This window comes from Streptomyces sp. NPDC046900 (assembly GCF_040644975.1).
Lineage (GTDB): Bacteria > Actinomycetota > Actinomycetes > Streptomycetales > Streptomycetaceae > Streptomyces.
This window is the reverse complement of record NZ_JBEYXD010000017.1, coordinates 22,089-43,407: the sequence shown is the minus strand read 5'-3', so window position 1 is coordinate 43,407 and position 21,319 is coordinate 22,089. Positions and strand designations below refer to the sequence as shown.

Below are 21,319 nucleotides of genomic sequence, written 5' to 3'. Positions count from 1 at the left end.
ACCCTCGCCGTCCGGTGCGTGGGCAGCGCACGGAGGGGTGCTGCCCGGTACCGGTTGGGGCCGCGGTGCCTCGTCCGCGGTTCTGCTCAGCTCAATACATCGGCCAGGTCGGCTTCCAGGGCGAAGAGGCGCTCGTGCTCCGGCGCGATCACGGCATAGCACAAGGGTGTCCCACCGCCCGGCATGTCGGAGTACAGAACGATGCCTTCTCCTCGGTCCGGGTCGTAGGCCAGACGAGTCGATCTCAGAATTCGGCGCACCTTCTCGAAGTCGCCGTGATCCGTGGAGCAGTGCCGATGGTCGATGAGCCAGGCCCCGGCGAAGTGACCCGAGTCCTGGTTCTCGAGACGCGAGACCATGGCATAGGGAGTAGTGGTCGCGGTTCGGCGGACATTGCATTCGGTCGCATAGAGCGTTCCGTCGTGTGCCAGGACGGCGTCCACATCAAACGGCCCGAGGTACCCGCTCGCCCGGAGGCGCCGTCCCAGGCCGAGTCCCCATGCCTGCAGTTCCTTCAGTACGTCGTGCCCGACACCGGGTGGTGGTGACACATAGCCGGTGAAGGCTCCTTCCCGCACGCGCATGGTGCCGGCGAACAGCGTCCGGGGGCCTTGCTCCTCGACCGTGAGCTGCGCGCTGACGGAGATGCCAGGGCCCACGTCTTCCTCGACGACCCACAGGCCGCTCCTCTCAGATACCTGAGTCGTGACCGGATCCCCCCGGGAGACGAAACGCAACCCTTTGCCACCGGCCGAACGGTCCGGCTTGACGACCAGTCGGGGATGGGAGTCGAGCAGGTCACGGACCGTTCGCTGCAACTCCGTTCCCGTGCAGACCCTTGCGCGGGGCAGGCGCATCCCGATGCGTTCGGCATCGGAGCGAAAGCCCGTCTTGGTGTTGAGAACTGCGGCGCTCCCGACGGCACCTGACGCCGTCAGGTCCATGCCCGGGGCGTAGGGAACGACCGGAATGCCGAGGTCGGAGGCGAGGCTCGTGGTCGAGGCGTCCAAAGCGAGGGGGAGCAGTCCGATGCCCGGACGGCGCAGCACGAGATCACGCAGCAGGGGCAGTACCCCCGCCTTGCGCACCTCGTCCGCCATGGACGTTCCCGGGGTGACAGGGACGGTGAGCACGTGCACGGAGCCGTGGGGCACGCCCAGGAGGGAACCGACGTAGTGCGTGAAGGAATCCGTCAGGGGAACCGGCGTGACCAGAATGTCGCCGGGCCGGGCGAGCCACAGTTCCCGACTCGCTCGTGCCGACCATTCCCGCACCACTTCCGCTTCCCGGAGGTCCACGGCAACCTCGGAGGCGAAGTTCGCGAAGATGACCAAGGACGCGCAGTCCCGGTGCTCCAGGATCACCGGTGCCTCACGCCCGCTTCGGGCCGTTGCGGATCTTGCACGAGGCGGCCTCGCACACCTGCCGTCATCACTGCGCCGGCGCCGTCAGAGGGGTCCTGAGTGCGCTTGCGCCTCGGCGCCATGCTGCGAGCAGAGTCGTCGCCAGACGCCGGTCCAGCTCCCCGGTGGCGTCCATACCGAAGACGACATCCGGCTCGAGGCCCGGTTCGTCGGCCAGCAGTCCGGCGACGACTTCACGGCGTACGACCTGCTCGTGTACAGCGTCGGCCTCCACGTGTTCGGCGTAGAAGCGCTCGGCGGCCGGGCCGGCACCGGTTCGCCGCATCGCGAGAGCCAAGCGTCGCGAAGCAGGTGAGGAGGTCACCTCTACCGATGCGAAGTGCCCGACCAGGGCACCACGCCAGACCCGGTGCAGCCCGAAGAGCGACATCAGGTTCACCGCGGCCAGGGCCTCCGCGGGTGCGGCATCCAGGTAGTGGCCATATGTGTCGTCGAGGCCCAGGTCGGCCATGAGATCCGCGAACAGCGCCGCGTGAATGTCCTCGGCACGGCCGGCCCCGAATTCGTCGTACTCCACGGCCACCATGCCGGCCTTGGCCCTGCCCCGCAGCCTCGGAATGACCCATGCATGAGGATCGGCCTCCTTCAAGTGGTAGAGAGACCGCAGGGCCGCGTATTCGCGCAACTGCCAGAGTTCTCCGTGGCGTTGGAGGTAGTGGCTGATGCTGGTCCCGTCGTCTCCGACCGGCTCCACCAGGAGGTCGTCCAGCGTCTCGCGCACGGAACCACCGTGCCCGCCCACGTCACGGCGGAGCGCGGCGATGAAGTGGTCCTCCAGACAGGAGCGCAGACCCAGCAGTCGGGCATCCCACTCGCGGCGAGGGTCGACACCCTCGAAACCCCGGTAGTGCAGCTCGTACAGACTGTAGAGAGCGAGCTGTACGTCATCGCCGTACGGATCCGTCCGAGCGACGTCGTCGCACGCCGGCAGCCGTCCCGTACCGTCCAGGAGTGCCGCCATGACGGCGGACGACACGACGCCCCGGGGGCGTGGCAGCGCCGGCTCTGCCGACGTTGCCGAGGGAGTGGTCATGACGCTGTTCCCTCCTCCTCGTGGCGTGTCCGGCACGGTCCGGCGGTTCGGCGATGACTGGCATCGCACCACGGGGGGATGCTGCTGCGCCGGCACATACATATCGCCACCGCGAACCGAGAGGATGCCACCACCGTGCCGTCGTCGAGAGTGACCTCCACCGGGCCCGGCACGAGCAGCGGGCCGTCATCGGTCAGCACGACGCGATACGGTCGATCAGGCTTGCTGGGCACGAATGATCACCAGTTCCTCGAGCTCTTCATGCGGACTGACCAGATCACGGCCGCGGAGCCAGGCAAGTCGTGATTGCAGGACCGGCCCGAACGGTGTGCCCATCCGGTCGCTGACGGTGGCCCGCATCCCGGCGGCGGACAGCCTTCGCAGGGTCGCTTCGGTTCCGCTGAGCGCGGACTGCGCCATCAGCAGGACGCCACCGCGACGCAATGCCTGCGGCACTTCCTCACAGATGCGGTCCAGGACCGCGCGGCCGTCGTGTCCGGCGTTCCAGGCCTCGCCGCCCTTGACCCGAGCGCCCCCGGCGCCCGGAGTGTGACGGTGCGGGTCCGGGGTCGGGACATAGGGCGGGTTACTGACCACGAGGTCGAATTTCTGCCCTCGTACCGGTGACAGCAGGTCTCCGAGGCGCACATCCAGGCTCTGCCCGGCCCACAGCGCGTTCAGGCGGGCGGTGAGCACGGCACGCCAGGTGATGTCCGTGGCCGTCACGTGAACACCGTGTTGTGCCGCATATACGGCCAGCATTCCGTTGCCCGTGCCCAGGTCGAGGACGTCCATCCCCGGCATGAGTCTCTCGCGGCGCAGGGCGCGTGCCAGGAAGAAGGTGTCGGCTTGGGGTGTGTACACCCCCGGCGGAGTCGCGAGCGAGGGCAGCCATGGGGGTACGGCGGTCAGCACCATGGAGGCACCTCCGTTCCGGGCCCGCGGTCGTACCGCACCCGCCGGCCTGGGCTCAGATCTCCACCCTGCGACGCGGCCGAGGTCATCCGCAATCCGCGCACCTGAGGACCCTCGCGCCCTTGGGGGAGTCGCTGCGCTGTGTGAAGCATTGCCATTCGCGGTACCCGCCATCGATGACGCCACACCACGAGGACGCAGAAGGTGAACCTGATGACGTCGCTGCTCTCCCGGTCGCACAAGGACTCCCTGGCAGGACTGTCGGCGGTGATCACGGGCGGATCGCGCGGCCTCGGGCTGCTGCTCGCCGAGCAGCTGCTGATCCGCGGGTGCGCGGTCACGATCGCCGCAAGGGACGAGCAGGAACTCGACCGCGCGCGGGAGCTTCTCACTCGGGGGCGGCCCGGAGCGCGCGTACACGGCGTGCCCTGCGACGTGACCGACCGCGCGATGGTCGCGTCACTGATGGCCGACGCAGCCGACGCACACGGCGGGGTCGACGTGGTGATCGCGAACGCGGGCATCATTCACGTGGCGCCCCTGGAGTCGATCGATGCCGACGAGTTCCGGTCGGCCATGGACACCATCTACATGGGCGCCCTGCACACCTCGCTCGAAGCACTGCCCTGGCTGCGGCGCAGCCCCGCCGGCGGTCGGCTGGCGCTGATCGGCTCGGTCGGGGGTCTGCTCGCAGTGCCGCACCTGCTGCCGTACTCCTGCGCCAAGTCCGCCGTCGCAGCCCTCGCCGAGGGCCTGTACGCCGAACTGCACGGCGACGACGTGAGCGTGACGGCCGTGCATCCGGGGCTGATGCGGACCGGTTCGCACCTGGCAGCGGAGTTCGGCGGGGACGAGGCCGCGGAGTTCGCGTGGTTCTCGGCGCTCGCGGGCAGCCCTCTGGTGTCGATGGACGCGCGCCGCGCCGCCGACCGCATCGTGACGGCTGTGCAGCGGCGCCGGTCCCGGATTGTGCTGACCCCCATGGCGAAGGCCGCCGGCCTCGGCCATGGCGTGGCCCCCGCGCTGACCACCCGGCTCAGCGCGCTGGCGGCCAGGGCGCTGCCCTCCCCGCCGGACCAGGGCGAGGCCCAAGGTCCGCACAAGGGCCGGGACATCGAACCGGGACCGGGAAAGGCGAGGCATCCGGTGGCACGGCGACTGCGTGCCTGGGGCAGCGCCCTCAACGATCGCGCGGCCCGCCGGCTGAACCAGCGGCTGCCGCACCACGCGCACGGCGGCCCGTGACCCGATCCGCGACCGGTGACCGGTCACCCGCCTGCGTCAGTCGGTCGGCGGGGTGAAGTCGACCTCCTGCGCCGTGATGATCCGGGCACCCATGTTGCGCTCCATCATCTCCAGGGCCGCTGCCTCCAGGTGGGGATGGATGGAGGCGACGGCGTCCTTCGGCACCGTGACCTCCAGGTGGCGGATATGGGCGTCCAGGGCCGAGTAGAGGATGCACTGTTCGGTGACCTGTCCGCACAGCACCACATGTCCTACCTCCAGTTGCCACAGGAGGTACGACATGGGGGTCTCGAAGAAGATGGAATGGCGCGCCTTCACCACGAAGAGGGAGTCGTCGTCGGGCTTGATCGGCTCGATCAGGTCGGCGTGCGGGCGGGCCAGCGCGGTGTCCACGAGTTCTCCGTGGTGGGAGCGCCACCGCCCGAAGTTGTCGTTCGCGTAGATCACCGGTGCATCGGCCTCGCGGGCCCGGCCGATCAGGTCCGCCAGCACGGGGACGACGCGCTCGGCGGAGGGCACGAGCAGTTCGGCGTCCTCGTGATCGTACGTGTTGATCATGTCGATCACGATGAGCGCGCGGCCCCTCTGCTCTCCGGGCATGTGCACTCCGTCCACCGCTTGTGCCGTCAGTCGCGCAACCGGTCAGGACACCGGACCCGGTCACAAGGCTCAGCCCCAGGGGGTCGGAGCACGGAAGCCGGCGCGGTCACGGACGCGCCGGCCGACGCAGGCTCCACGGTTCCGGATCCCTGTTCTGTACGTCAGCGCCCAGCCGTATGCCGGCCAGGGACGAAAGCTCCGGTCAACGCCTTGCTCGTCGGAACGACTCGAGTACCCGGGACGGATTCCCCGGAACCACCTGCTGCCGTCGACGTCGGATCCCGGGCCGGGCGCCTCCGGTCTCAGGGACGGAGCAGGGTCCCCTGACCGTGGCGTCCTCGTTGGGCACCGCGTCGATCGAGCGAGGCGCCGGTGCCGCGCTCGCGCGCCTGTACGGTCTCGCGTTCCGGTCATCCTGTCGGAGTAACGGCGGTGTAATCCGGGTGTACGGGGTACGCGGTGTATGCGCATTCAAAGACCCCGGGAACGGGGTCTCGACGGCCGAGTCGATCACCTTCTGGAAGGGCAAAACGGAGGACAGCGTGATTATTCTCGGGATCATTTTGCTGATCATCGGTCTCCTCACGGGACTCTCGATCCTTTGGACCATCGGTTGCATCTTGGTGGTCATCGGCCTCGTGCTCTGGGTCCTGGGCGCCGTCGGGCACGCAGTGGGCGGGCGTCGGCATTACTGGTAGATGGTGCGAGTCGGCCCGATCGGCTGACCGTGACCGCATGGTGCCGGTGTGTGCATTGCCTGTCCCATGTGGGGTAGGGACGCGCCCATGAGACTGAGCGTGGTGGACGCGGGATCAAAAACCGTCCGGCTGGTGGTGACCGACGTGAAAGACGGTGTGCCGCTGCCGGTGCACACCGCGAAATGGAGGCTCCGCTTGTCCGAAGCGGTCGGAACTGACGGCCGCTTCGGGGAATCAGCCACAGCGCAGCTCGTGACGGCGCTGAACGGGGCGGCCGAGACGGCCCGGCGCTGGGGCGCGCCGGAACCGTTGGCGTTCGCCACGGCCGTGGTGCGCAACGCACCCGACCGGGCGGACGTCCTGCGGGCGGTGCGCACCCAGACCGGGCTTGCGCTGTGCGTGCTGCCGGGCGAGGTGGAGGCCGAGCTCACCTTCTTGAGTGTCCGGCGCTGGATGGGCTGGCGCTCGGGCCCGCTGGCCCTCTTCGACATCGGCGGCGGCTCCCTGGAAGTGGCCTTCGGCCGTGGCCGGATGCCGGAATTCGTGGCCTCCCTGCCGCTCGGCGCCAACCGTCTGACCAACGAGTTCTTCGCCTGCCAGGACCCACCTTCGCCGGATGAGGTGCGTGCCCTGCGCCGCGCGGTCCGTCATCAGCTGCGCGACGCCACCACCAGGATCCGCTGGGAACAGCCCCACACCGTCGTCGCCACATCGCGGATGTTCCAGCAGCTGGCGCGGTTGTGCGGCGCCCTGCCGGGGCGTCACGGCCCGTTCGCCGAACGGGTCCTGCACCGAAGAGATCTGCGCCTCGCGATCGAGCGGTTGGCGACTCTGTCCGCGACCGAGCGGTCCCGACTGCCCGGCATCTCCGCACCCCGGGCCCGGCAGAGCCTGGCAGGGGCCATCGTCGCCCATACCGCGATGAAACTGAGCAGGGTGAAGACCCTCGCGATCTGCCCCTGGGCCCTGCGTGAGGGCATCCTCCTGCGCTACTTGGAGGACGGGGCCGACTGGTGGACCGACATCGAGCGGCTCGACGGCGTCAGCCGCCTCGGCGCAACCACGGTCAGGCCTCTCCCACTGCGCGCGGCCGCGTCGTCGCCTGCACCCTGAAACCGGGCGGCTCCCGCGCGACACGAAGGCAGGCGGTCCCTTCCGGGCGGTCCGGGTGCCCGACCTCACCCCCCACACCCACCCCCGGCGTCGGGCCCTGTCGGCTGACCTGACGGCGAAGATTGAGCGCTCCTCACCGAAGATCGAGTGACGGATCGTACGTGCGAGGAGTTCCGCCACACGGCCCGGTGTACTGTCCCCCCGCCATCACTGACAGGGGGGACATATGAAGCGGTGGGCAAACGAGGGTCCGCGCGGCCCGCCCCCGATGACACCGGCACTACAAGTCGAGATCCGATCCGACTTCAGTCAAGCGCGGGTACGGATGATCTGGGGGGTCCTGCCGGCGGTCCTGGGGGCCGCGGTGACCATCCGGACCTTCCTCAACGGCAACGGACAGATCGTCATCTTCACCGGTGGCCTCGCCGTCGGCCTCGCGGTGTTTCTCAGCGGCTACCTCTGGGACAGGCGCATACGGGCCTATCTGAGCAGGCACGGCGTCCCGCTCGAAGCCGTGAAAGGCCCGCGTCCCTGACCGCGACAAGGCCTGGTGGTCCTGTCTCGCTTCTCGAACTCGTGCAGCGCGTAAAGGAGATGGCTCTGGTTCCGGATCAAGGCGCGCTCCAGTGCTACGGCAGGTCACGCCACGACGTGGATGTCCCTGTTCCGTAAGGGGCTCGGGCGTTCCGCGGCCGTCGCGTGGCGGCTGTGATGGGAGGCATGAGATCCCGCTTGTTTCCGCTGGTGTTCAGGGGCAGGTTGCACGACGCCCGCACGGCGACCTCGATCGGGCGGTGGCTCGGCCTCGCCTTCGCGGTGTGCTTCGTCACCGGTCTGATCAGCCATGTGCTGCAGCATCCGCCCGGTTGGCCGGCCGGTGATCCGCCGAGCCGCCCGGTGTGGGGCTACCGGTTCACGCAGGGGCTCCACGTCGCATCGGGTATCGCGGCGATTCCGCTGCTGCTGGCGAAGTTGTGGACGGTGTACCCGCGACTGTTCGCCTGGCCGCCGGTGCAGTCGGTGCGGCACGCCCTGGAGCGGCTGTCGGTGGCCGTGCTGGTGGCAGCGGCGGTCTTCGAAGTGGCCACCGGCCTGCTGAACACCGCCCAGTGGTATCCGTGGCCGTTCTCCTTCGGACCGGTGCACTACGCGGTGGCCTGGCTGGTGGCCGGAGCGCTCCTGCTGCACATCGCGGTCAAGGCCCCCGAGATCCGGGCCCACTGGAGCCGGCGCTCTTCGGGCACCCTGGCCCTGCCCGAAGAGGACGGGCCCGACCGGCGCTCGCTGCTTGCCGGGGTCGCAGCGGCGGTCGGCGCGGTCACCGTGACCACGGTCGGCCAGTCCTTCACTCCTCTGAAGGGCCTCGACCTGCTCGCGCCCCGTCATCCCGACCACGGCCCGCAGGGCCTGCCGGTCAACCGGACCGCCGCCGCGGCCGGAGTCGGGATGATTCCGGCCGAGCGCTACCGCCTGACGGTCGCCGGGCCGCGGCCCTTCACGCTGACCCTGGACGAGCTGCGGGGCCTGCCGCAGCGCGAGGTGGAGTTGCCGATCGCCTGCGTGGAGGGGTGGAGCAAGTCGGCGCACTGGACGGGCGTGCGCGTCATGGACCTCCTGGAGCTTGCCGGCGCCCCGCCGCACGCCCGCGTACGCGTGGTGTCCCTGCAGACGCGAGGCGGATACCGCCTCTCCGAGATGGGACACGAGCACGCCCATGACCCGCTGACCCTGCTCGCGCTGCGCCTCAACGGCGAGGAACTCTCCCCGGACCACGGCTACCCGGTGCGTCTGATCGCCCCGAACCGGCCCGGCGTGCTGCAGACCAAGTGGGTCGGCCGACTGGAGGTGCTGTCATGAGGATGAGCGTGACGAGACTGCTCACAGGTGCGGTCGGTCTGACGCTGATGGGCGTCGGCGCCTCCCTGCTGCTGGACGTGCCCGACCTGACGGGTGTCCTGGTCTGGCTCGGCGGGGCGGTGGTGCTGCACGACGCGCTGATCGCACCGCTGGTGCTGCTCATCGGGTGGGTGCTGGTCCGCGGCGGTGTGCGCGGGCCGGTGCGCGGGGCACTGCTGGTCGCGGGCGCCCTCACGGCGGTCGCCCTGCCGGTGCTGCTGCGCCCGGCGAAGCCGGCCAACTCCTCGGTTCTGCCGCTGGACTACCCGCGCAACTGGCTGCTCACGCTGGCGGCGGTGGCGACCGTCACGGCCCTCCTGCCGGCCGTACGAGCCATCCGCCGCAGCCGTCGGCGGCCACCTATGTAGGTCCCGTCCGCCTTCCGGCTCCTGGGCTCGTGCTACGAGGGGTTCGCCCACGGCCTGGTGGCCGAGGACGCCTCGTTCGATCCGCGCAACGTCCACGCCGCCACCAGGCTCGCGCAGGAACTCCTCGCCTCCGCAGGGGTGCGCGCCATCGGCGGGCGGGTGGGCACGCTCACAACGTGTACGGGCCCTGGGATGATCGTCACGGGGGAGTGCCGGCTCGGCGATGTCCGCCACATCACCGCACCCCCGCGCGGGCTGTGCGACGAACCGGGCTGGAGGCCGCAGGTCGTTCTTCGTCGAGGGCATGACGGAGTTCGCGACAACCCGACTGCAGGCCGACAGACGTCCGCCGCCGACCGGCCGTCGGCCGCGACGAAAGCGGAAGGACCGGTCCTGTTTCTCGAACAGGGCCGGTCCTTCTGTCGGCGGGCTTCTCAGACCGCGGCGGGCAAGCGGACCTCGAAGCGGCAGCCGCCGGGGACGTTGCTCACCGCCGCGCGCCCCTGGTGGGCCTCTACGATCCCGCGCACGATCGCCAGGCCCAGACCTGCTCCGGCCGGTGGGGTTCGTGCGTCGGTGCCGCGCCAGCCGGTGTCGAAGACGCGGGGCAGGTCCTCCGGGGGGATGCCGCCGCAGCCGTCGGTGACCGACACGACGACGCTGTTCGCCTCCCGGTGGGCGGAGACCGCGACCGTGCCGTCGGTGGGCGTGCGGTGGATCGCGTTGACGAGCAGGTTGGCCAGGACGCGGGACATCTCGCGGCCGTCGACTTCGACCGGGACGGGCTCGACCCCGTCGCCGATGACCCGTACGCCGTGCTCCCTGGCCAGTGCGTCGGCGCCCGCGAGCGCGTCGCCGACCAGGTCGTAGACCGACATGCGGGTGGTGTTCAGGGCGAGGACTCCGGCCTGGATGCGGGACAGTTCGAAGAGGTCGCCGACCATGCCGCTCATGCGCCCGACCTCGGCGCGGATTCGGGCGTGGTAGACGCTCGGGTCGTCGACCATGCCGTCCTCCAGGGCCTCGGTCATGGCCTGCAGTCCGGCGAGCGGGGTGCGCAGGTCGTGGGAGATCCAGGCGACCAGTTCGCGCCGGGAGTCCTCCAGGGCCCTCTCCCTCTCCCGGGATGCGGCGAGCTTCACGCTGGTGGCGGCGAGTTCGCGGCCCAGTTCGGCGAGTTCGGCGGTGGGTGCGGCGGCGGGCGGGACGAAACTGCCGTCGTCGCCGAGGGCACGGGTGGCCTCGGCCAGGGCTCGGCTGCCGCGGACGACGCCGCGGCCGAGCGTGAACGCCACCCCGAGCGAGACGACCGCCGCGATGGAGCACACCATCGTCACGACCCACAGGTCGTGGTCGGACAGGAGCATGGCCCATGACACCAGCATGGTTCCGGCGAGCATCGCAGCGACGGTGACGGCGGCCACCACTGCCAGGGACAGCGTGACCGAGCGGTTGCGCAGCAGCCGCAGGACGCCCGTGCCGAGCAGGCCCGCACCCGCGGCGCCGATGGCCGCGTAGGCCGCGATCAGGAGGGTGTCATGCAGCATCGTCGGCTCCGTCGCCTGCCAGGGGAGGGTCGAAGCGGTAGCCCACGCCCCACACGGTGCTGATCAGGCGGGGGTGTGCCGGGTCGTCCTCGACTTTCTCCCGCAGGCGCCGCACGTGGACGGTGACGGTCGACAGGTCGCCGAACTCCCAGCCCCACACCCGGCGCATCAGCTCCTCGCGGCTCGTCGCCCGCCCGGGGTTTCGCAGAAAGTACTCCAGCAGGTCGAACTCCCGGATGGTCAGGGAGAGTTCGGTGCCGTGGCGGGTGACGCGGCGGGCGTTGGGGTCCAGGGCGAGAGGGCCGGCGCGCAGCCAGGATCCGGGCGGGGCGGTCTGTGCGGCGGCCGGCGCTCCCGTACGACGCAGCACCGACTCCACCCTGAGGACGAGTTCACGGGGGCTGAAGGGCTTGGTGACGTAGTCGTCCGCCCCGACCTCCAAGCCGAGGATGCGGTCCTCCTCGTCGCCGCGCGCCGTCAGCATGATCACAGGGATCGGGCTGTTTCCGCGGATGCGGCGACAGACCTCAAGCCCGTCCATGCCGGGAAGCATCAGGTCCAGCACCACCAGGTCGGGTGGCTGGGCGGCGGCGCGGGCCACGGCGGCGGGTCCGTCGGCGGCCACGTCGACGGTGAAGCCCGACCGGCCCAGATAGCCGGCGACGACCTCGGAGACGGTGGGGTCGTCGTCCACGACGAGTACGCGTTTCACGCCATCGAGTCTCGCACCGGCTCCCGACAGTCGGCGGGCGCGGCCGCGGACGTCAGCGATCCGTAAGATCACCAAATCCCTTTTGTCAGTTTTGTCCCCGTAGGGTGAGTGGGGTGATCGAGACATCCCCCTCTTCGCCCGCTTCCGTGGACGTGGTGCTTCCCTGCCTCGACGAGGCCGAGGCCCTGCCGTGGGTGCTGGACCGCATCCCGCCGGGCTGGCGCGCGATCGTCGTCGACAACGGCTCCACCGACGGCTCCGCGGAGATCGCCCGGTCCCTCGGGGCGCATGTGGTCCAGGAGCAGCGCCGCGGCTTCGGGGCCGCCTGCCACGCGGGCCTGACGGCCGCCACGGCCGACGTCGTCTGCTTCTGCGACTGCGACGCCTCCCTCGACCCCGGGCTGCTGCCCACCGTCGCGGGGCCCGTCCTCGACGGCTCCGCCGACCTGGTACTGGGCCGCCGCAGGCCCGTCACGCGCCGCGCCTGGCCGCTGCACGCCCGCGTGGCCAACCTGGAGCTGGCCCGCCTGATCCGGCGGCGCACCGGACTGCGGCTGCACGACCTCGGCCCCATGCGTGCCGCCCGCCGTGGGCCTTTGCTCGCCCTGGACCTGACCGACCGGCGCTCCGGCTACCCGCTGCAGATGGTGGTCCGCGCCGCCTACTCCGGCTGGCGGGTGGCGGAGACGGATGTGCCCTACCGGCCGCGCACGGGCCGCTCGAAGGTCACCGGCACCTGGCGCGGAACCTGGCACGCGGTACGGGACATGCGGGCCGTCCTCGACGAACGGCCCACCGCCGCCCCGGTGTCCGCGGCGACCACCTGGGGAACCGGACGATGAGCGCCCGGCACTCGGCCGCCGGGTCGGCCACTCTCCTGGTCATCGCCAAGGAACCGGTCCCGGGGCGGGTCAAGACGCGGCTCACTCCGCCCTATACGCCCAAGGAGGCGGCCGCTCTCGCGAAGGCCGCCCTCGCCGACACCCTGCACACGGTGCTTCAGGCCCCCGCCCGGCGGCGTGTCCTCGTCCTCGACGGTGCCCCCGGTCCCTGGCTGCCGCCCGGCTTCGACATCGTGCCCCAGAAGGCCGGCGGCCTGGACGAACGGATCGCGGCCGCCTTCGCCCACTGCGACCGAGGACCAGCCCTCCTGGTCGGCATGGACACACCCCAACTGACCGTGGATCTTCTCGCGGTTGCCGGACGCGACGGCCATGACGCCTGGTTCGGTCCGGCCGCGGACGGCGGGTTCTGGGCGCTGGGTTTCGCCGACCCGGGGAGGGCCGCGGCCCTCGTACGGGGCGTGCCGATGTCCACCGACCGCACCGGGGCGACGCAGCGTAGCCGACTCGTCCAGGCGGGGCTGAGAGTCGGCGATCTGCCGGTGCTGTGCGATGTGGACACAGCCGCCGACGCCGTCGCGGTCGCTGCCTGCTGCCCGCCCGGCTCGCGCTTCGCCGACACGCTGAACTCGCTTGCGGAGGACGGTCGGTGAGCGGCCCGGACCCTGTCCTCACCGAGCGGACGACGCGGACTGCGGCCCCACGGCGTCCGCAACCCGCGGTGGTGTGGCCCGCCCAGCTCAACAGGCGTACGCAAACAGCCGATCGGCCAGGTCCAGCGGAGCCGGGCGAGCCGTGGACGGACGACCCCTATGCCGCCGCCTTGCGCACCGGCCGCGGCCCGCTCTTCTTGCGCCGCCTACCGGCACCGGCCCGTCCGGACGGCGCCGTAGAGGAGGGGGAGTTGCTGCCCCTGGAAGTCGAGCGCTGGTGCGCTGCACCCGACGCCGCCGACACGCACGTCCTGCACCGTTGCACCGGCCCCGTTCTCGACGTCGGCTGCGGACCGGGACGCCTGGTGACGGCCCTTGCCGCCCGAGGCGTGCGGGCGCTCGGCGTGGACGTCAGCCCGGCCGCGGTGGCCCGGACCCGACAGGGCGGGGGTGCCGCCGTGCGCCGGTCCGTCTTCGATCGCCTGCCGGGGGAAGGCCGCTGGAGCACCGTCCTGTTGATGGACGGCAACGTCGGCATCGGCGGCGACCCGGGCGGCCTCCTCACCCGGCTTCGCACCGTGGTCGCGCCCGGCGGGCGCCTGCTGGCGGAGGCCGCGCCGCACGACGTGGACGAGCGCCTCACCGTCCGGGTCGAGGACGACCACGGCCGGTACGGCGGCCCCTTCCCCTGGGCCCGTGTCGGCACCGACGCCCTGATGACTGCCGCCGACGCCACGGGGTGGATCCAGGCGGGCCGATGGACGGCCGAGGGCCGCCCGTTCGTGGAACTGCACCGCCCGTAGCCCGGACATCGCGACAAGCACCCCACGGCCGACGGAAGGCCCCAACACCCATGAGCGACACAACCGCCCCACACCATCAGTCCCCAAAGCCGAAGTCCCGTCAGCCCGCAGCACCCGTGAACCGCACAACGGCCCGTATCCGCACCATCGCCACCGCGGTGCTGATCGCCGCGCTCACCGCCGTCGTCTTCGACACCGTTCGCGCAGGCGACAACCAGAGCAACGCCGGCCGCGTGCTGGCCGGATACGCCATCGCCTGGACGTTGTTCGCCGCCTCCGTGTGGGCCGTACGCAAGGCCCCTGCGCGCGCGGCGACCGTACTGGTCCTGGTCGGGACGGCCGCCGTGGCGATGGCCGCGCTCGCGGCGCCACCCCGCACCAGCAATGACATGTACCGCTACGCCTGGGACGGCCGCGTCCAGGCCGCCGGGATCTCCCCGTACGCCCATCCGCCCGCCGCGCCCGCACTCGCCCGGCTGCGCGACGACTGGCTGTTCCCCACCGAGGGTTCCTGCCGGGCCTGGGGACTGACCCGTACGGACAGCGGCCTGTGCGTCCGCATCAACCGCCCCACCGTCCCGACCATTTACCCGCCCGTCGCCGAGGGCTGGTTCTTCGGCGTCCACGTTCTCTCACCATCGGACAGTCGCCACAAGCCTCTCCAAGTAGGCGGTGCGGTCCTGGCGTTCGGCACCACCCTCGCCCTCCTCGCCGTTCTGCGCCGACGCGGCGACCCATGCCGGGCCCCGGCCCGCGCCGCCCTGTGGGGGTGGTGTCCGGCGGTCCCCTTCGAAGCGGTCAACAACGCGCACATCGACACCCTCGGTGTCCTACTGACCGTGCTCGCCCTCGGCACCACCACCGCAGGGGCCCGCCGCGGCGCACTCCTCGGCGCGGCGATCGCCGTGAAACTGCTGCCCGTTCTGGCGTTGCCGGGGGCTCTGTCCGGTGAGCGCAGCCCGTCGCGCGTGGTGCGCGTGGTGTCGGCCGCGCTCGCCGCCGTCGTGCTCGCCTACCTGCCCTACGTCATCGCCTCCGGCGCGGGCGTCCTGGGCTACCTGCCGAGCTACCTCCAGGAGGAGGGCTACGAACCCGGAGACGTGCACCGCTTCGCCCTGCTGCGGTTGCTGCTCCCGGACGCCGCCGCGGGGGTGACCGTCAGCGTGCTGCTCGCACTGACGGCCCTGTATGTGTGGTGGTGCGGCGACCCGGCCCGCCCCTGGCGCGGCCCCCTGTTGCTGACCGGCACCGCTCTGCTGCTGGTCTCGCCCAACTATCCTTGGTACTCACTGCTCGTCGTCGGACTGGTCGCGCTCGACGGCCGCTGGGAGTGGCTGGCCGTCACCCTCGCCGGCACCGTCCTCTACCTCGGCGGCCCACTGCTGGCCGGCTTCCCCCTCCAGGCATGGGCGTACGGCACGGCCGCGATCTGTGTCGCGCTCGGGGCCTGTCTGCGCGCCGCCCCGGCACGGAACCTTCTGGACCGGCGCCGGGTCAGGTACCTGCCGTGCACCTGACCCAGATCGCGGACGCCTGCCATCAGTTTCGGCCGCATGACGCGCCGCCCGGCCCCTCCAGCTCGGTGGTGCTGTGGGGCAACCACATCCTCGACCACCGGGCGCTGCTCGCCCCGAGGCTCAGTAGCGCGGACCTCTCGACCGATCACGTCCATTCGGCGCGCGTCATCGACTCGGCCAACCTCAGGGGTGAACAACGCCGAGTGGGTGCACCGTTTCACCATGGCTGATCATCACGGGAGCGGTGTTCGGCGCTCCCTGAGCGGCCTGCGCAAAATCTCGCGCGACCTGTGCGCACCCTGCACCCTACGATCGCCTGCTACGACTGGGCGGAACGGGGCGGGCCATGCACGAGAACGTCAAAGACGGGACAGCGATGGCAGCGCGGCTCGCGGGCGGTGCGCCACTGCCGATTGCGCTGGTCGTCACCGACCCTGCCGAATGGCTCGCGTTGGACGCGGGAGTCCGAGAAGTGTCCTGCTTCCGCTCGGACTTGATGCCGGAGCGCGCCGCGCCGCTGCCCGTCGATCTGTCGCAGCTGGGCGAGTCGCGGCTCGCGCTCGCGCTCTGCCACCGTGACGGGCGCATCCGCGAGAGGGCGCTGTACGGGGTGGCGCACTACCCCAGCCTGCTGCCGCTGATCGTGATCCGCTGCGCAGACTGGGTCGAACCTGTGCGCGAACGTGCCCGCCAGGTACTGCGGGAGGCACTGGACGACGAACCCGACGCCGCTGTCGACCTGGCGTCGTTGATCCTTCGCGTGGGTCGCCGCGACAAAGGTGCCTTCTGCGTCGATCTCCTTGAGGAAGTCCTCGGCCGGCACCCTCGTGGGCGGGTCGCCGCCCTCTTCTCCGACCGCGACCGCAGGGTGCGACGGTTCGCCTACCGGCTGGCCATCGAGCACCAGCTCCTACGGCCCACCCAACTGGCCCGCGCGGCGGCGCGGGATGAGGACAGCGTCGTTCAGGACCTGTGCGCCACGGCGGCGCTCGCTGCCGTACCGGAGGGAGACGCCGACGACGAGGTGCTCGCGCCGCTGCTGACCGCGCGCAACCCGCGTACCCGTTCGGCCGGCGTCACCGCGCTGCGGCGAGCGGGGCGGCCTGAGCCGGCCGAGGCGTTTCTGAGCGACCGATCCGCACTGGTGCGCGCCTGTGCCCGGTACGTCGTGCGACAGCATGGGGGCGATCCCGCTGCCTGGTACCGGCTGCGGTGTGCGGTATCCGACGATCCCGAACTACCGCCCGGTGCGGTCATCGGGCTGGCCGAGTGCGGAAACCGCGCGGATGCCCACCTCCTGTGGCCGCTGCTGGTGCACCCTGCCCCGGCGGTGCGGGCCCGGGCGGTGACCGGGCTGCGCACGCTGGATGTCGGGAGTGCGGAACGGTTGCGACCGCTGCTCGACGACCCGGCCGCCGGGGTCGTGCGTGAGACTGTCCTCGCCCTGCTGCCGTCGGCGAAGGAACTGGCCTCGGACGGGCTGCTGGAACGCACCGGGCCCAAGTGGCCTCGCCACGTCCGGGTTGCCGCATTCCGGCTCCTTGATGCGCAGGGCGGAATCGTGGCGCTACGAGCAGCGGTCGGCCTGCTGGAGGACCAGGACGACAAGCTGCGTACCTGGGCCGGACAGTCCGTGCAGCGCTGGCATCCGCAGGCCGGTATGCGGCGTGGGGACCCCGAGGTGGGCGAACTGCTCGACCGGAGCAGGCACCTTTTCAGCGACTATGTGCTGCTGCGGCGCAAATGGGAGGCGGGGGTGGACGGCCGCCCCGGCTCCCAGCAGGGCGGATGAGGCTTTCGGCAAGGGCAGCACCCGCGGAACCCGGACGTCAGAACATGATTCTGGCCCGTTGGGCGGCTGCGAGGGCGGACTCGGCTCCGGACACCAGTTCCAGCGGCACTTCGGGGTCACGACCGGCCAGGGCGCGCATGTACGCCAGGGCGTCCGCCCGGACGACCGCCACCGGCTCGCCCGAGCCGATCAGCCACGAACCGCCGGCAGGTCCGGTGAGCTCCAGCGCGATGGGTGCCTCGCGCCACGTCAGGGCCAGGTCGCGGACGACCTGCTCGACGATCTGCCCGTCGTGGTCGCCCACGGTGACGGTCTGTCCCGTTGCCCGCGCCAGGTCGATGCGGTGCATCCACAGGTCGCGGTTGTAGATGGTGTCGAGCAGGTAGCCGACGGATATCCATGGCGCCGCGGGCATGCCGGTGTCGACCTTGGCGAGCCGCATCAGGCCGGGACGGCTTCGGCGGGCCTGTACGGCACGGGGCCACAGCCGCATGAACTGCGCGACCAGTATCGGCCCCGGTACCGCAGTGTGGTCCGCGATTTGCGCGGCCATATGGGCGTCCACCGGGCCCTTGCCGCGGTGGCGCCGCCTTCCCGTGATCTCCCGGCGCAGCATCGTACGCAGACTGATGTTGTCCTCGCACTGGGCGACGAGATGGGAGACCAGCGTGCGTATGTCCCATTCCACGCAGTCGGTGGGACGCCGCCAGTCGTCGTCGCCGAGCTTTTCGAGCACTTCCAGAGCCACCCGGCCTTCGGCCTCGGCGATCACGGCCGACTGGTCGCGATCAATCTGCGGCAGGCGCGCGGCCTGAACAAAGGTCTGAGTCAACGGACTCGCCCTCCTCTGGGGCGTAGAAGCGGAAGAACATGTCCACTGCCGTCTGCGTGAGTCGGCTGAAGCGGCCTTCTTCGACCGGCGCAGAAGGTTCATTGGCAAGCTGCTGGCTGACCACACCGGACATCAGGGCCGTGTAGAGGGCCATACCTTCGTCGCCGGCGGCCGCGGGGGCCAGTTGTCCGGCGTGCACGGCCGCCTGAAGCACTGCCCGCAGAAGCTCCAGCTGCCGCACTGCGGGCTCGTAGGCCTGGGGGGTCGGTTCGAATCCGGGCACCGGCCGCCAGTACAGCAGCTGGGCCAGCACCGGATTGGCCATCGCCCAGGCGATAGCGGCCTGTTGACCCGCCGTGATCGCGGCCCGCGGATCCTCGGTGAGCCCGGCACGGTACGGCTCCAGGATGTCGACCGACTCACGCATCCCTCGCTCGAACAGAGCGTCGTAGATGGCCATCTTCGACGGGAAGTACTGGTAGAGCGAGGGCGGACGCACCCCCACCCGCCGAGCGACCTCGGCCATGCTCAGCGCGGCCACGCCTTCTTCCGCCATGACCTCGATCGCGGTGTCGAGGATCTCCTGCACGGTCTCATTGCGCCGCCGAAGCCTCCGGTCGTCCCTCATGCCATTAAGAAAACCTAATGCCCATAGGGAAGTCAACACCCCTTCAGTCAGCCCAGGTTGGAGGGGGCCGCGCGGGCCGCACGCCCGTCGGCGCGGCGTCAGGCGGTGCGCCGGAGTGACCTCGGCGGCGCGGCTGGTGGGGCGAACCGTCGGCCCCTCAACCCGCGGCCCCGGCTCGGGCTTCCGCTTCCGTTTGGGGGTTCAAGTCGGCGCCAGCCGGAGGCTGTCGACAGCGAGGGCACTGGCCGGTGACCACAGAACCCCCGTCAGGTCCAGTCCGGCGAGGTCGGTGCGGCATGGATCGGCAGTGGTGAAGTCCTGCAGCAGCAACGGCACCCCCTTGTAAAGGAATCTTTCTAAAGATACCTTTACAACATGTCGAGCAGTCAGAAGGACGAGTCCCCGGGAGTCCCTGCCCGCACAACCCAGCTCACCGACCCCCGCGCTCTGCGCGCCTACGCCCATCCGACCCGCATGCGCCTTGTCGGCTTGCTCCGTACCGAAGGCCCCTTCACCGCGACCCGCGCGGCCGAGCTGACCGGCGAATCGGTCGCCAGTTGCTCGTACCACCTGCGGATGCTCGCCAAGTACGGACTGGTCGAGGTCGCACCGGGTGGCCAAGGCCGCGAGAAACCCTGGCGGGCCACCGCACGCTTCACTCAGTGGCCCAACTACTCCGACGACCCTGCCGTCGCAGAAGCCAGCAAGGCACTGGAAACTGCGGTCGCCGAACGCTACTTCGAGCTGATGACCCGCGCCATCGAAGAGCGCCACGATCTGCCACGCGAGTGGCAGGAGGCCGAGCACATCGGCGACCAGGTGCTCTACCTGACGGCAGAGGAGCTCATTGACCTCGACGATAAACTCGACCAGCTGCTGCACCCCTACGAGGAACGGCAGAGCGACCCGGCCGCCCGCCCCCAGGGCGCGCGGCTCGTCCAAATCGTCCGTGCCGCATTTCCCTTGCCCCAGAGGCCCGCAAGCGACCAAGAGGCTTCCATCGCTCCGGACGGCACGGGTGGCCCGCGATGACGGCGCCGGGCCGCTTATCCGCGACCATCCCCGACCTCCTGCGCAAACGATCCTTCCGGCGTTACTGGACCGGCCAGAGCATCTCCCTCGCCGGCGACCAGATATCCCAGATCGCCCTCCCTCTCGTCGCCGTCCTCGCCCTCCACGCCGACACCGCCCAGATGGGCTGGCTCGCCACGGCCCAGCTCATGCCCGCCCTACTCCTGTCCCTTCCCGCGGGTGCCTGGGCCGACAGCAGAGCGCACCGCCGCCGCGTCATGATCGCCACAGATCTCGCACGGGCCCTGCTCATCGCGACGGTTCCCATCGCGTACGCCCTCGACGCCCTCACCTTCACGCAGCTCTACGCGATCGCCTTGGGGATCGGTGCGCTGACCGTCCTCTTCGACGTCTGCAACACCATCCTGTTCGTCTCGCTCATCCCCGCCGAGCGGTATATCGAGGGCAACTCCCTCGTCAACGGCAGTCGCGCCATGTCCTTCGTCGCGGGCCCCAGTGCCGGCGGTCTCCTCGTCCAGTTGTTCACCGCGCCGCTCGCGCTTCTCGCTGACGCGGTGACCTATCTGGCCTCCGCCTACTGCCTGGCCCGCATAACCCCCGCCGAACCGTCGGCCGTGCCACCAGCGACAGGACACTTCACCGCAGGCCTGCGGTGGATCCTCCGCTCGCGCGTCATGCGCGCCACGTTCGCCGCATCCGCAACGGTCCAGTTCTTCAATTTCATTTTTCACACGCTCTTCGTGCTCTACGCCACCACCGAACTCGGCCTCAGCGCAGGCATGCTCGGGCTGGTCCTCGGCATCGGTGCGATCGGCGGGCTGATCGGTGCGTCCCTCACTGGCCGTCTCGTGCGCCGCGTCGGCATAGGGCCCGCCGTCGTCGTCGGTTTCGCGGCCTTCCCCGTCCCGCTGCTGCTCGTACCACTCGCGGACGGCCCAGACCCCATCGTCCTCAGCCTCCTCTTCCTCGCCGAATTCGGTTCGTGCGTGGGCGCGACGATCGCCGACATCTCGCTGGGATCACTCCAGACAGCCCTCATCCCCCACGCCCTGCGCGCCCGCGTCAACGGCGCCTACCGCACCCTGACTCACGGCGTGCGCCCACTGGGCGCGCTCGCGGGAGGAGCGCTCGGCACGGCCATCGGGCTACGCCCGACACTGTGGATCGCAACAGCCGGGGCCGTGACGTGCCTGGTCTGGGTGCTGCCTTCGCCGGTCCCACGCATCCGCGAGTTGCCCGACTCTCCGCCGGAGTCAACACACGACGCGCCATCGGCATCGGCGTCCGCATCCTCGTCCAGCTAGCCTCGCGTCAGATCAAGAAGAACACGGGTTGATCTTGATGTTGGGGGGACCGACGAGACCCCCAAGGGAAAGTGCCTCGTTCCTCTGGTCTCCTGAGTACGTCAGAGGCCCATCCGCGATCACGCGAATGGGCCTCTGACCTGTCGGGGTGGCGGGATTTGTACCCACGACCTCTTCGTCCCGAACGAACTTCCTGGGCGTTTGACCTCGCGCTGGTATGTCTCTCGCCTGCTGCGACGGTCCGTAGAAGTCCGTGGTTGTTCGCGGCTATGCGCCGGCGTTGTCACGCAGTTGGACACTCACGTCTGCCGCGAGGGCTTGGGCCGTATGCCTCAACTGCGGCTCAGGTCGATCAGGGGGACTGT

Annotated in this window: 23 protein-coding genes and 1 pseudogene; 15 read left to right on the top strand and 9 right to left on the bottom strand. The window is 70.5% G+C overall.

Annotation, left to right across the window (positions count from 1 at the left end):
- Positions 1 to 86 precede the first annotated feature (86 nt).
- The 4 genes from ABZ904_RS19185 to ABZ904_RS19170 all read right to left on the bottom strand — a co-directional run bounded on the left by ABZ904_RS19185 (position 87) and on the right by ABZ904_RS19170 (position 3,375).
- Positions 87 to 1,364, bottom strand: coding sequence for a peptide ligase PGM1-related protein (locus tag ABZ904_RS19185; protein ID WP_361824541.1), 1,278 nt, complete (start codon positions 1,362 to 1,364; stop codon positions 87 to 89).
- 67 nt (positions 1,365 to 1,431) lie between these two features.
- A complete protein-coding gene (locus ABZ904_RS19180; protein WP_361824538.1) occupies positions 1,432 to 2,457 on the bottom strand; it encodes an iron-containing redox enzyme family protein in 1,026 nt (341 codons plus the stop codon).
- A complete protein-coding gene (locus ABZ904_RS19175) occupies positions 2,454 to 2,690 on the bottom strand; it encodes a CDGSH iron-sulfur domain-containing protein (protein ID WP_359406852.1) in 237 nt (78 codons plus the stop codon). Before ABZ904_RS19175 ends, ABZ904_RS19180 begins: the two co-directional genes overlap by 4 nt.
- Positions 2,674 to 3,375: a HemK2/MTQ2 family protein methyltransferase gene (locus tag ABZ904_RS19170; protein WP_359406849.1), complete on the bottom strand. Its 702-nt coding sequence runs from the start codon at positions 3,373 to 3,375 to the stop codon at positions 2,674 to 2,676. The genes ABZ904_RS19175 and ABZ904_RS19170 overlap by 17 nt, the downstream gene beginning before the upstream one ends.
- Positions 3,376 to 3,585: 210 nt before the next feature.
- On the opposite strand from ABZ904_RS19170, the gene ABZ904_RS19165 reads away from it, so the two are divergent.
- On the top strand, positions 3,586 to 4,617 hold the full coding sequence (locus tag ABZ904_RS19165) for an SDR family oxidoreductase (protein ID WP_360996366.1): 1,032 nt from the start codon (positions 3,586 to 3,588) through the stop codon (positions 4,615 to 4,617).
- A gap of 36 nt (positions 4,618 to 4,653) precedes the next feature.
- Here the strand turns inward: ABZ904_RS19165 and ABZ904_RS19160 are convergent, their stop codons facing one another.
- Positions 4,654 to 5,217 (bottom strand): isochorismatase family cysteine hydrolase, encoded by a 564-nt coding sequence (locus ABZ904_RS19160; RefSeq protein WP_359406842.1) that lies wholly within the window; start codon positions 5,215 to 5,217, stop codon positions 4,654 to 4,656.
- 542 nt (positions 5,218 to 5,759) lie between these two features.
- On the opposite strand from ABZ904_RS19160, the gene ABZ904_RS19155 reads away from it, so the two are divergent.
- The 6 genes and pseudogenes from ABZ904_RS19155 to ABZ904_RS19130 form a co-directional block, all read left to right on the top strand.
- A complete protein-coding gene (locus tag ABZ904_RS19155; protein ID WP_359406876.1) occupies positions 5,760 to 5,915 on the top strand; it encodes a DUF6131 family protein in 156 nt (51 codons plus the stop codon).
- 87 nt (positions 5,916 to 6,002) lie between these two features.
- The gene (locus tag ABZ904_RS19150; protein ID WP_359406839.1) at positions 6,003 to 7,028 is read left to right on the top strand and encodes a Ppx/GppA family phosphatase; all 1,026 of its coding nucleotides are present in this window, start codon (positions 6,003 to 6,005) and stop codon (positions 7,026 to 7,028) included.
- Positions 7,029 to 7,353: 325 nt separating this feature from the next.
- Positions 7,354 to 7,563, top strand: coding sequence for a hypothetical protein (locus ABZ904_RS19145; RefSeq protein WP_360996362.1), 210 nt, complete (start codon positions 7,354 to 7,356; stop codon positions 7,561 to 7,563).
- 185 nt (positions 7,564 to 7,748) lie between these two features.
- The gene (locus tag ABZ904_RS19140; RefSeq protein ID WP_361824532.1) at positions 7,749 to 8,885 is read left to right on the top strand and encodes a molybdopterin-dependent oxidoreductase; all 1,137 of its coding nucleotides are present in this window, start codon (positions 7,749 to 7,751) and stop codon (positions 8,883 to 8,885) included.
- Between the two features lie 2 nt (positions 8,886 to 8,887).
- Positions 8,888 to 9,292 carry a hypothetical protein gene (locus tag ABZ904_RS19135; protein WP_361824529.1) on the top strand — a complete coding sequence of 135 codons (405 nt, stop codon included), beginning with the start codon at positions 8,888 to 8,890 and terminating at the stop codon, positions 9,290 to 9,292.
- Between the two features lie 51 nt (positions 9,293 to 9,343).
- Positions 9,344 to 9,611, top strand: a pseudogene (locus ABZ904_RS19130) (hypothetical protein); the annotation flags it as partial.
- Positions 9,612 to 9,726: 115 nt separating this feature from the next.
- Here ABZ904_RS19130 and ABZ904_RS19125 read toward each other — a convergent pair.
- Both ABZ904_RS19125 and ABZ904_RS19120 read right to left on the bottom strand, forming a co-directional pair.
- Positions 9,727 to 10,839, bottom strand: a complete 1,113-nt coding sequence (locus ABZ904_RS19125) for a HAMP domain-containing sensor histidine kinase (RefSeq protein ID WP_359406827.1) — start codon at positions 10,837 to 10,839, stop codon at positions 9,727 to 9,729.
- The gene (locus ABZ904_RS19120) at positions 10,829 to 11,551 is read right to left on the bottom strand and encodes a response regulator transcription factor (protein WP_359406824.1); all 723 of its coding nucleotides are present in this window, start codon (positions 11,549 to 11,551) and stop codon (positions 10,829 to 10,831) included. Before ABZ904_RS19120 ends, ABZ904_RS19125 begins: the two co-directional genes overlap by 11 nt.
- A gap of 113 nt (positions 11,552 to 11,664) precedes the next feature.
- Between ABZ904_RS19120 and ABZ904_RS19115 the strand changes: the two genes are divergently transcribed.
- The 6 genes from ABZ904_RS19115 to ABZ904_RS19090 all read left to right on the top strand — a co-directional run bounded on the left by ABZ904_RS19115 (position 11,665) and on the right by ABZ904_RS19090 (position 17,158).
- A complete protein-coding gene (locus ABZ904_RS19115) occupies positions 11,665 to 12,393 on the top strand; it encodes a glycosyltransferase family 2 protein (protein WP_359406821.1) in 729 nt (242 codons plus the stop codon).
- On the top strand, positions 12,390 to 13,046 hold the full coding sequence (locus ABZ904_RS19110; protein ID WP_360996356.1) for a DUF2064 domain-containing protein: 657 nt from the start codon (positions 12,390 to 12,392) through the stop codon (positions 13,044 to 13,046). Before ABZ904_RS19115 ends, ABZ904_RS19110 begins: the two co-directional genes overlap by 4 nt.
- Positions 13,047 to 13,117: 71 nt before the next feature.
- Positions 13,118 to 13,849, top strand: coding sequence for a class I SAM-dependent methyltransferase (locus ABZ904_RS19105; RefSeq protein WP_359406873.1), 732 nt, complete (start codon positions 13,118 to 13,120; stop codon positions 13,847 to 13,849).
- Between the two features lie 116 nt (positions 13,850 to 13,965).
- The gene (locus tag ABZ904_RS19100) at positions 13,966 to 15,366 is read left to right on the top strand and encodes a glycosyltransferase 87 family protein (protein ID WP_361824524.1); all 1,401 of its coding nucleotides are present in this window, start codon (positions 13,966 to 13,968) and stop codon (positions 15,364 to 15,366) included.
- Positions 15,357 to 15,596: a hypothetical protein gene (locus ABZ904_RS19095; RefSeq protein WP_361824521.1), complete on the top strand. Its 240-nt coding sequence runs from the start codon at positions 15,357 to 15,359 to the stop codon at positions 15,594 to 15,596. The genes ABZ904_RS19100 and ABZ904_RS19095 overlap by 10 nt, the downstream gene beginning before the upstream one ends.
- A 116-nt stretch (positions 15,597 to 15,712) precedes the next feature.
- On the top strand, positions 15,713 to 17,158 hold the full coding sequence (locus tag ABZ904_RS19090; protein WP_361824518.1) for a hypothetical protein: 1,446 nt from the start codon (positions 15,713 to 15,715) through the stop codon (positions 17,156 to 17,158).
- A 37-nt stretch (positions 17,159 to 17,195) separates the two neighbouring features.
- Here the strand turns inward: ABZ904_RS19090 and ABZ904_RS19085 are convergent, their stop codons facing one another.
- Positions 17,196 to 17,990 (bottom strand): maleylpyruvate isomerase family mycothiol-dependent enzyme, encoded by a 795-nt coding sequence (locus ABZ904_RS19085; protein ID WP_361824516.1) that lies wholly within the window; start codon positions 17,988 to 17,990, stop codon positions 17,196 to 17,198.
- Complete coding sequence (locus ABZ904_RS19080) at positions 17,947 to 18,579, bottom strand: TetR/AcrR family transcriptional regulator (RefSeq protein ID WP_359406806.1); 633 nt, start codon at positions 18,577 to 18,579, stop codon at positions 17,947 to 17,949. The genes ABZ904_RS19085 and ABZ904_RS19080 overlap by 44 nt, the downstream gene beginning before the upstream one ends.
- Positions 18,580 to 18,993: 414 nt before the next feature.
- Here ABZ904_RS19080 and ABZ904_RS19075 point away from each other — a divergent pair, with 414 nt between their 5' ends.
- The gene (locus tag ABZ904_RS19075) at positions 18,994 to 19,650 is read left to right on the top strand and encodes a helix-turn-helix domain-containing protein (protein WP_359406803.1); all 657 of its coding nucleotides are present in this window, start codon (positions 18,994 to 18,996) and stop codon (positions 19,648 to 19,650) included.
- Positions 19,647 to 20,954 (top strand): MFS transporter, encoded by a 1,308-nt coding sequence (locus ABZ904_RS19070; protein WP_361824512.1) that lies wholly within the window; start codon positions 19,647 to 19,649, stop codon positions 20,952 to 20,954. The genes ABZ904_RS19075 and ABZ904_RS19070 overlap by 4 nt, the downstream gene beginning before the upstream one ends.
- The last annotated feature ends 365 nt before the right edge of the window (positions 20,955 to 21,319 follow it).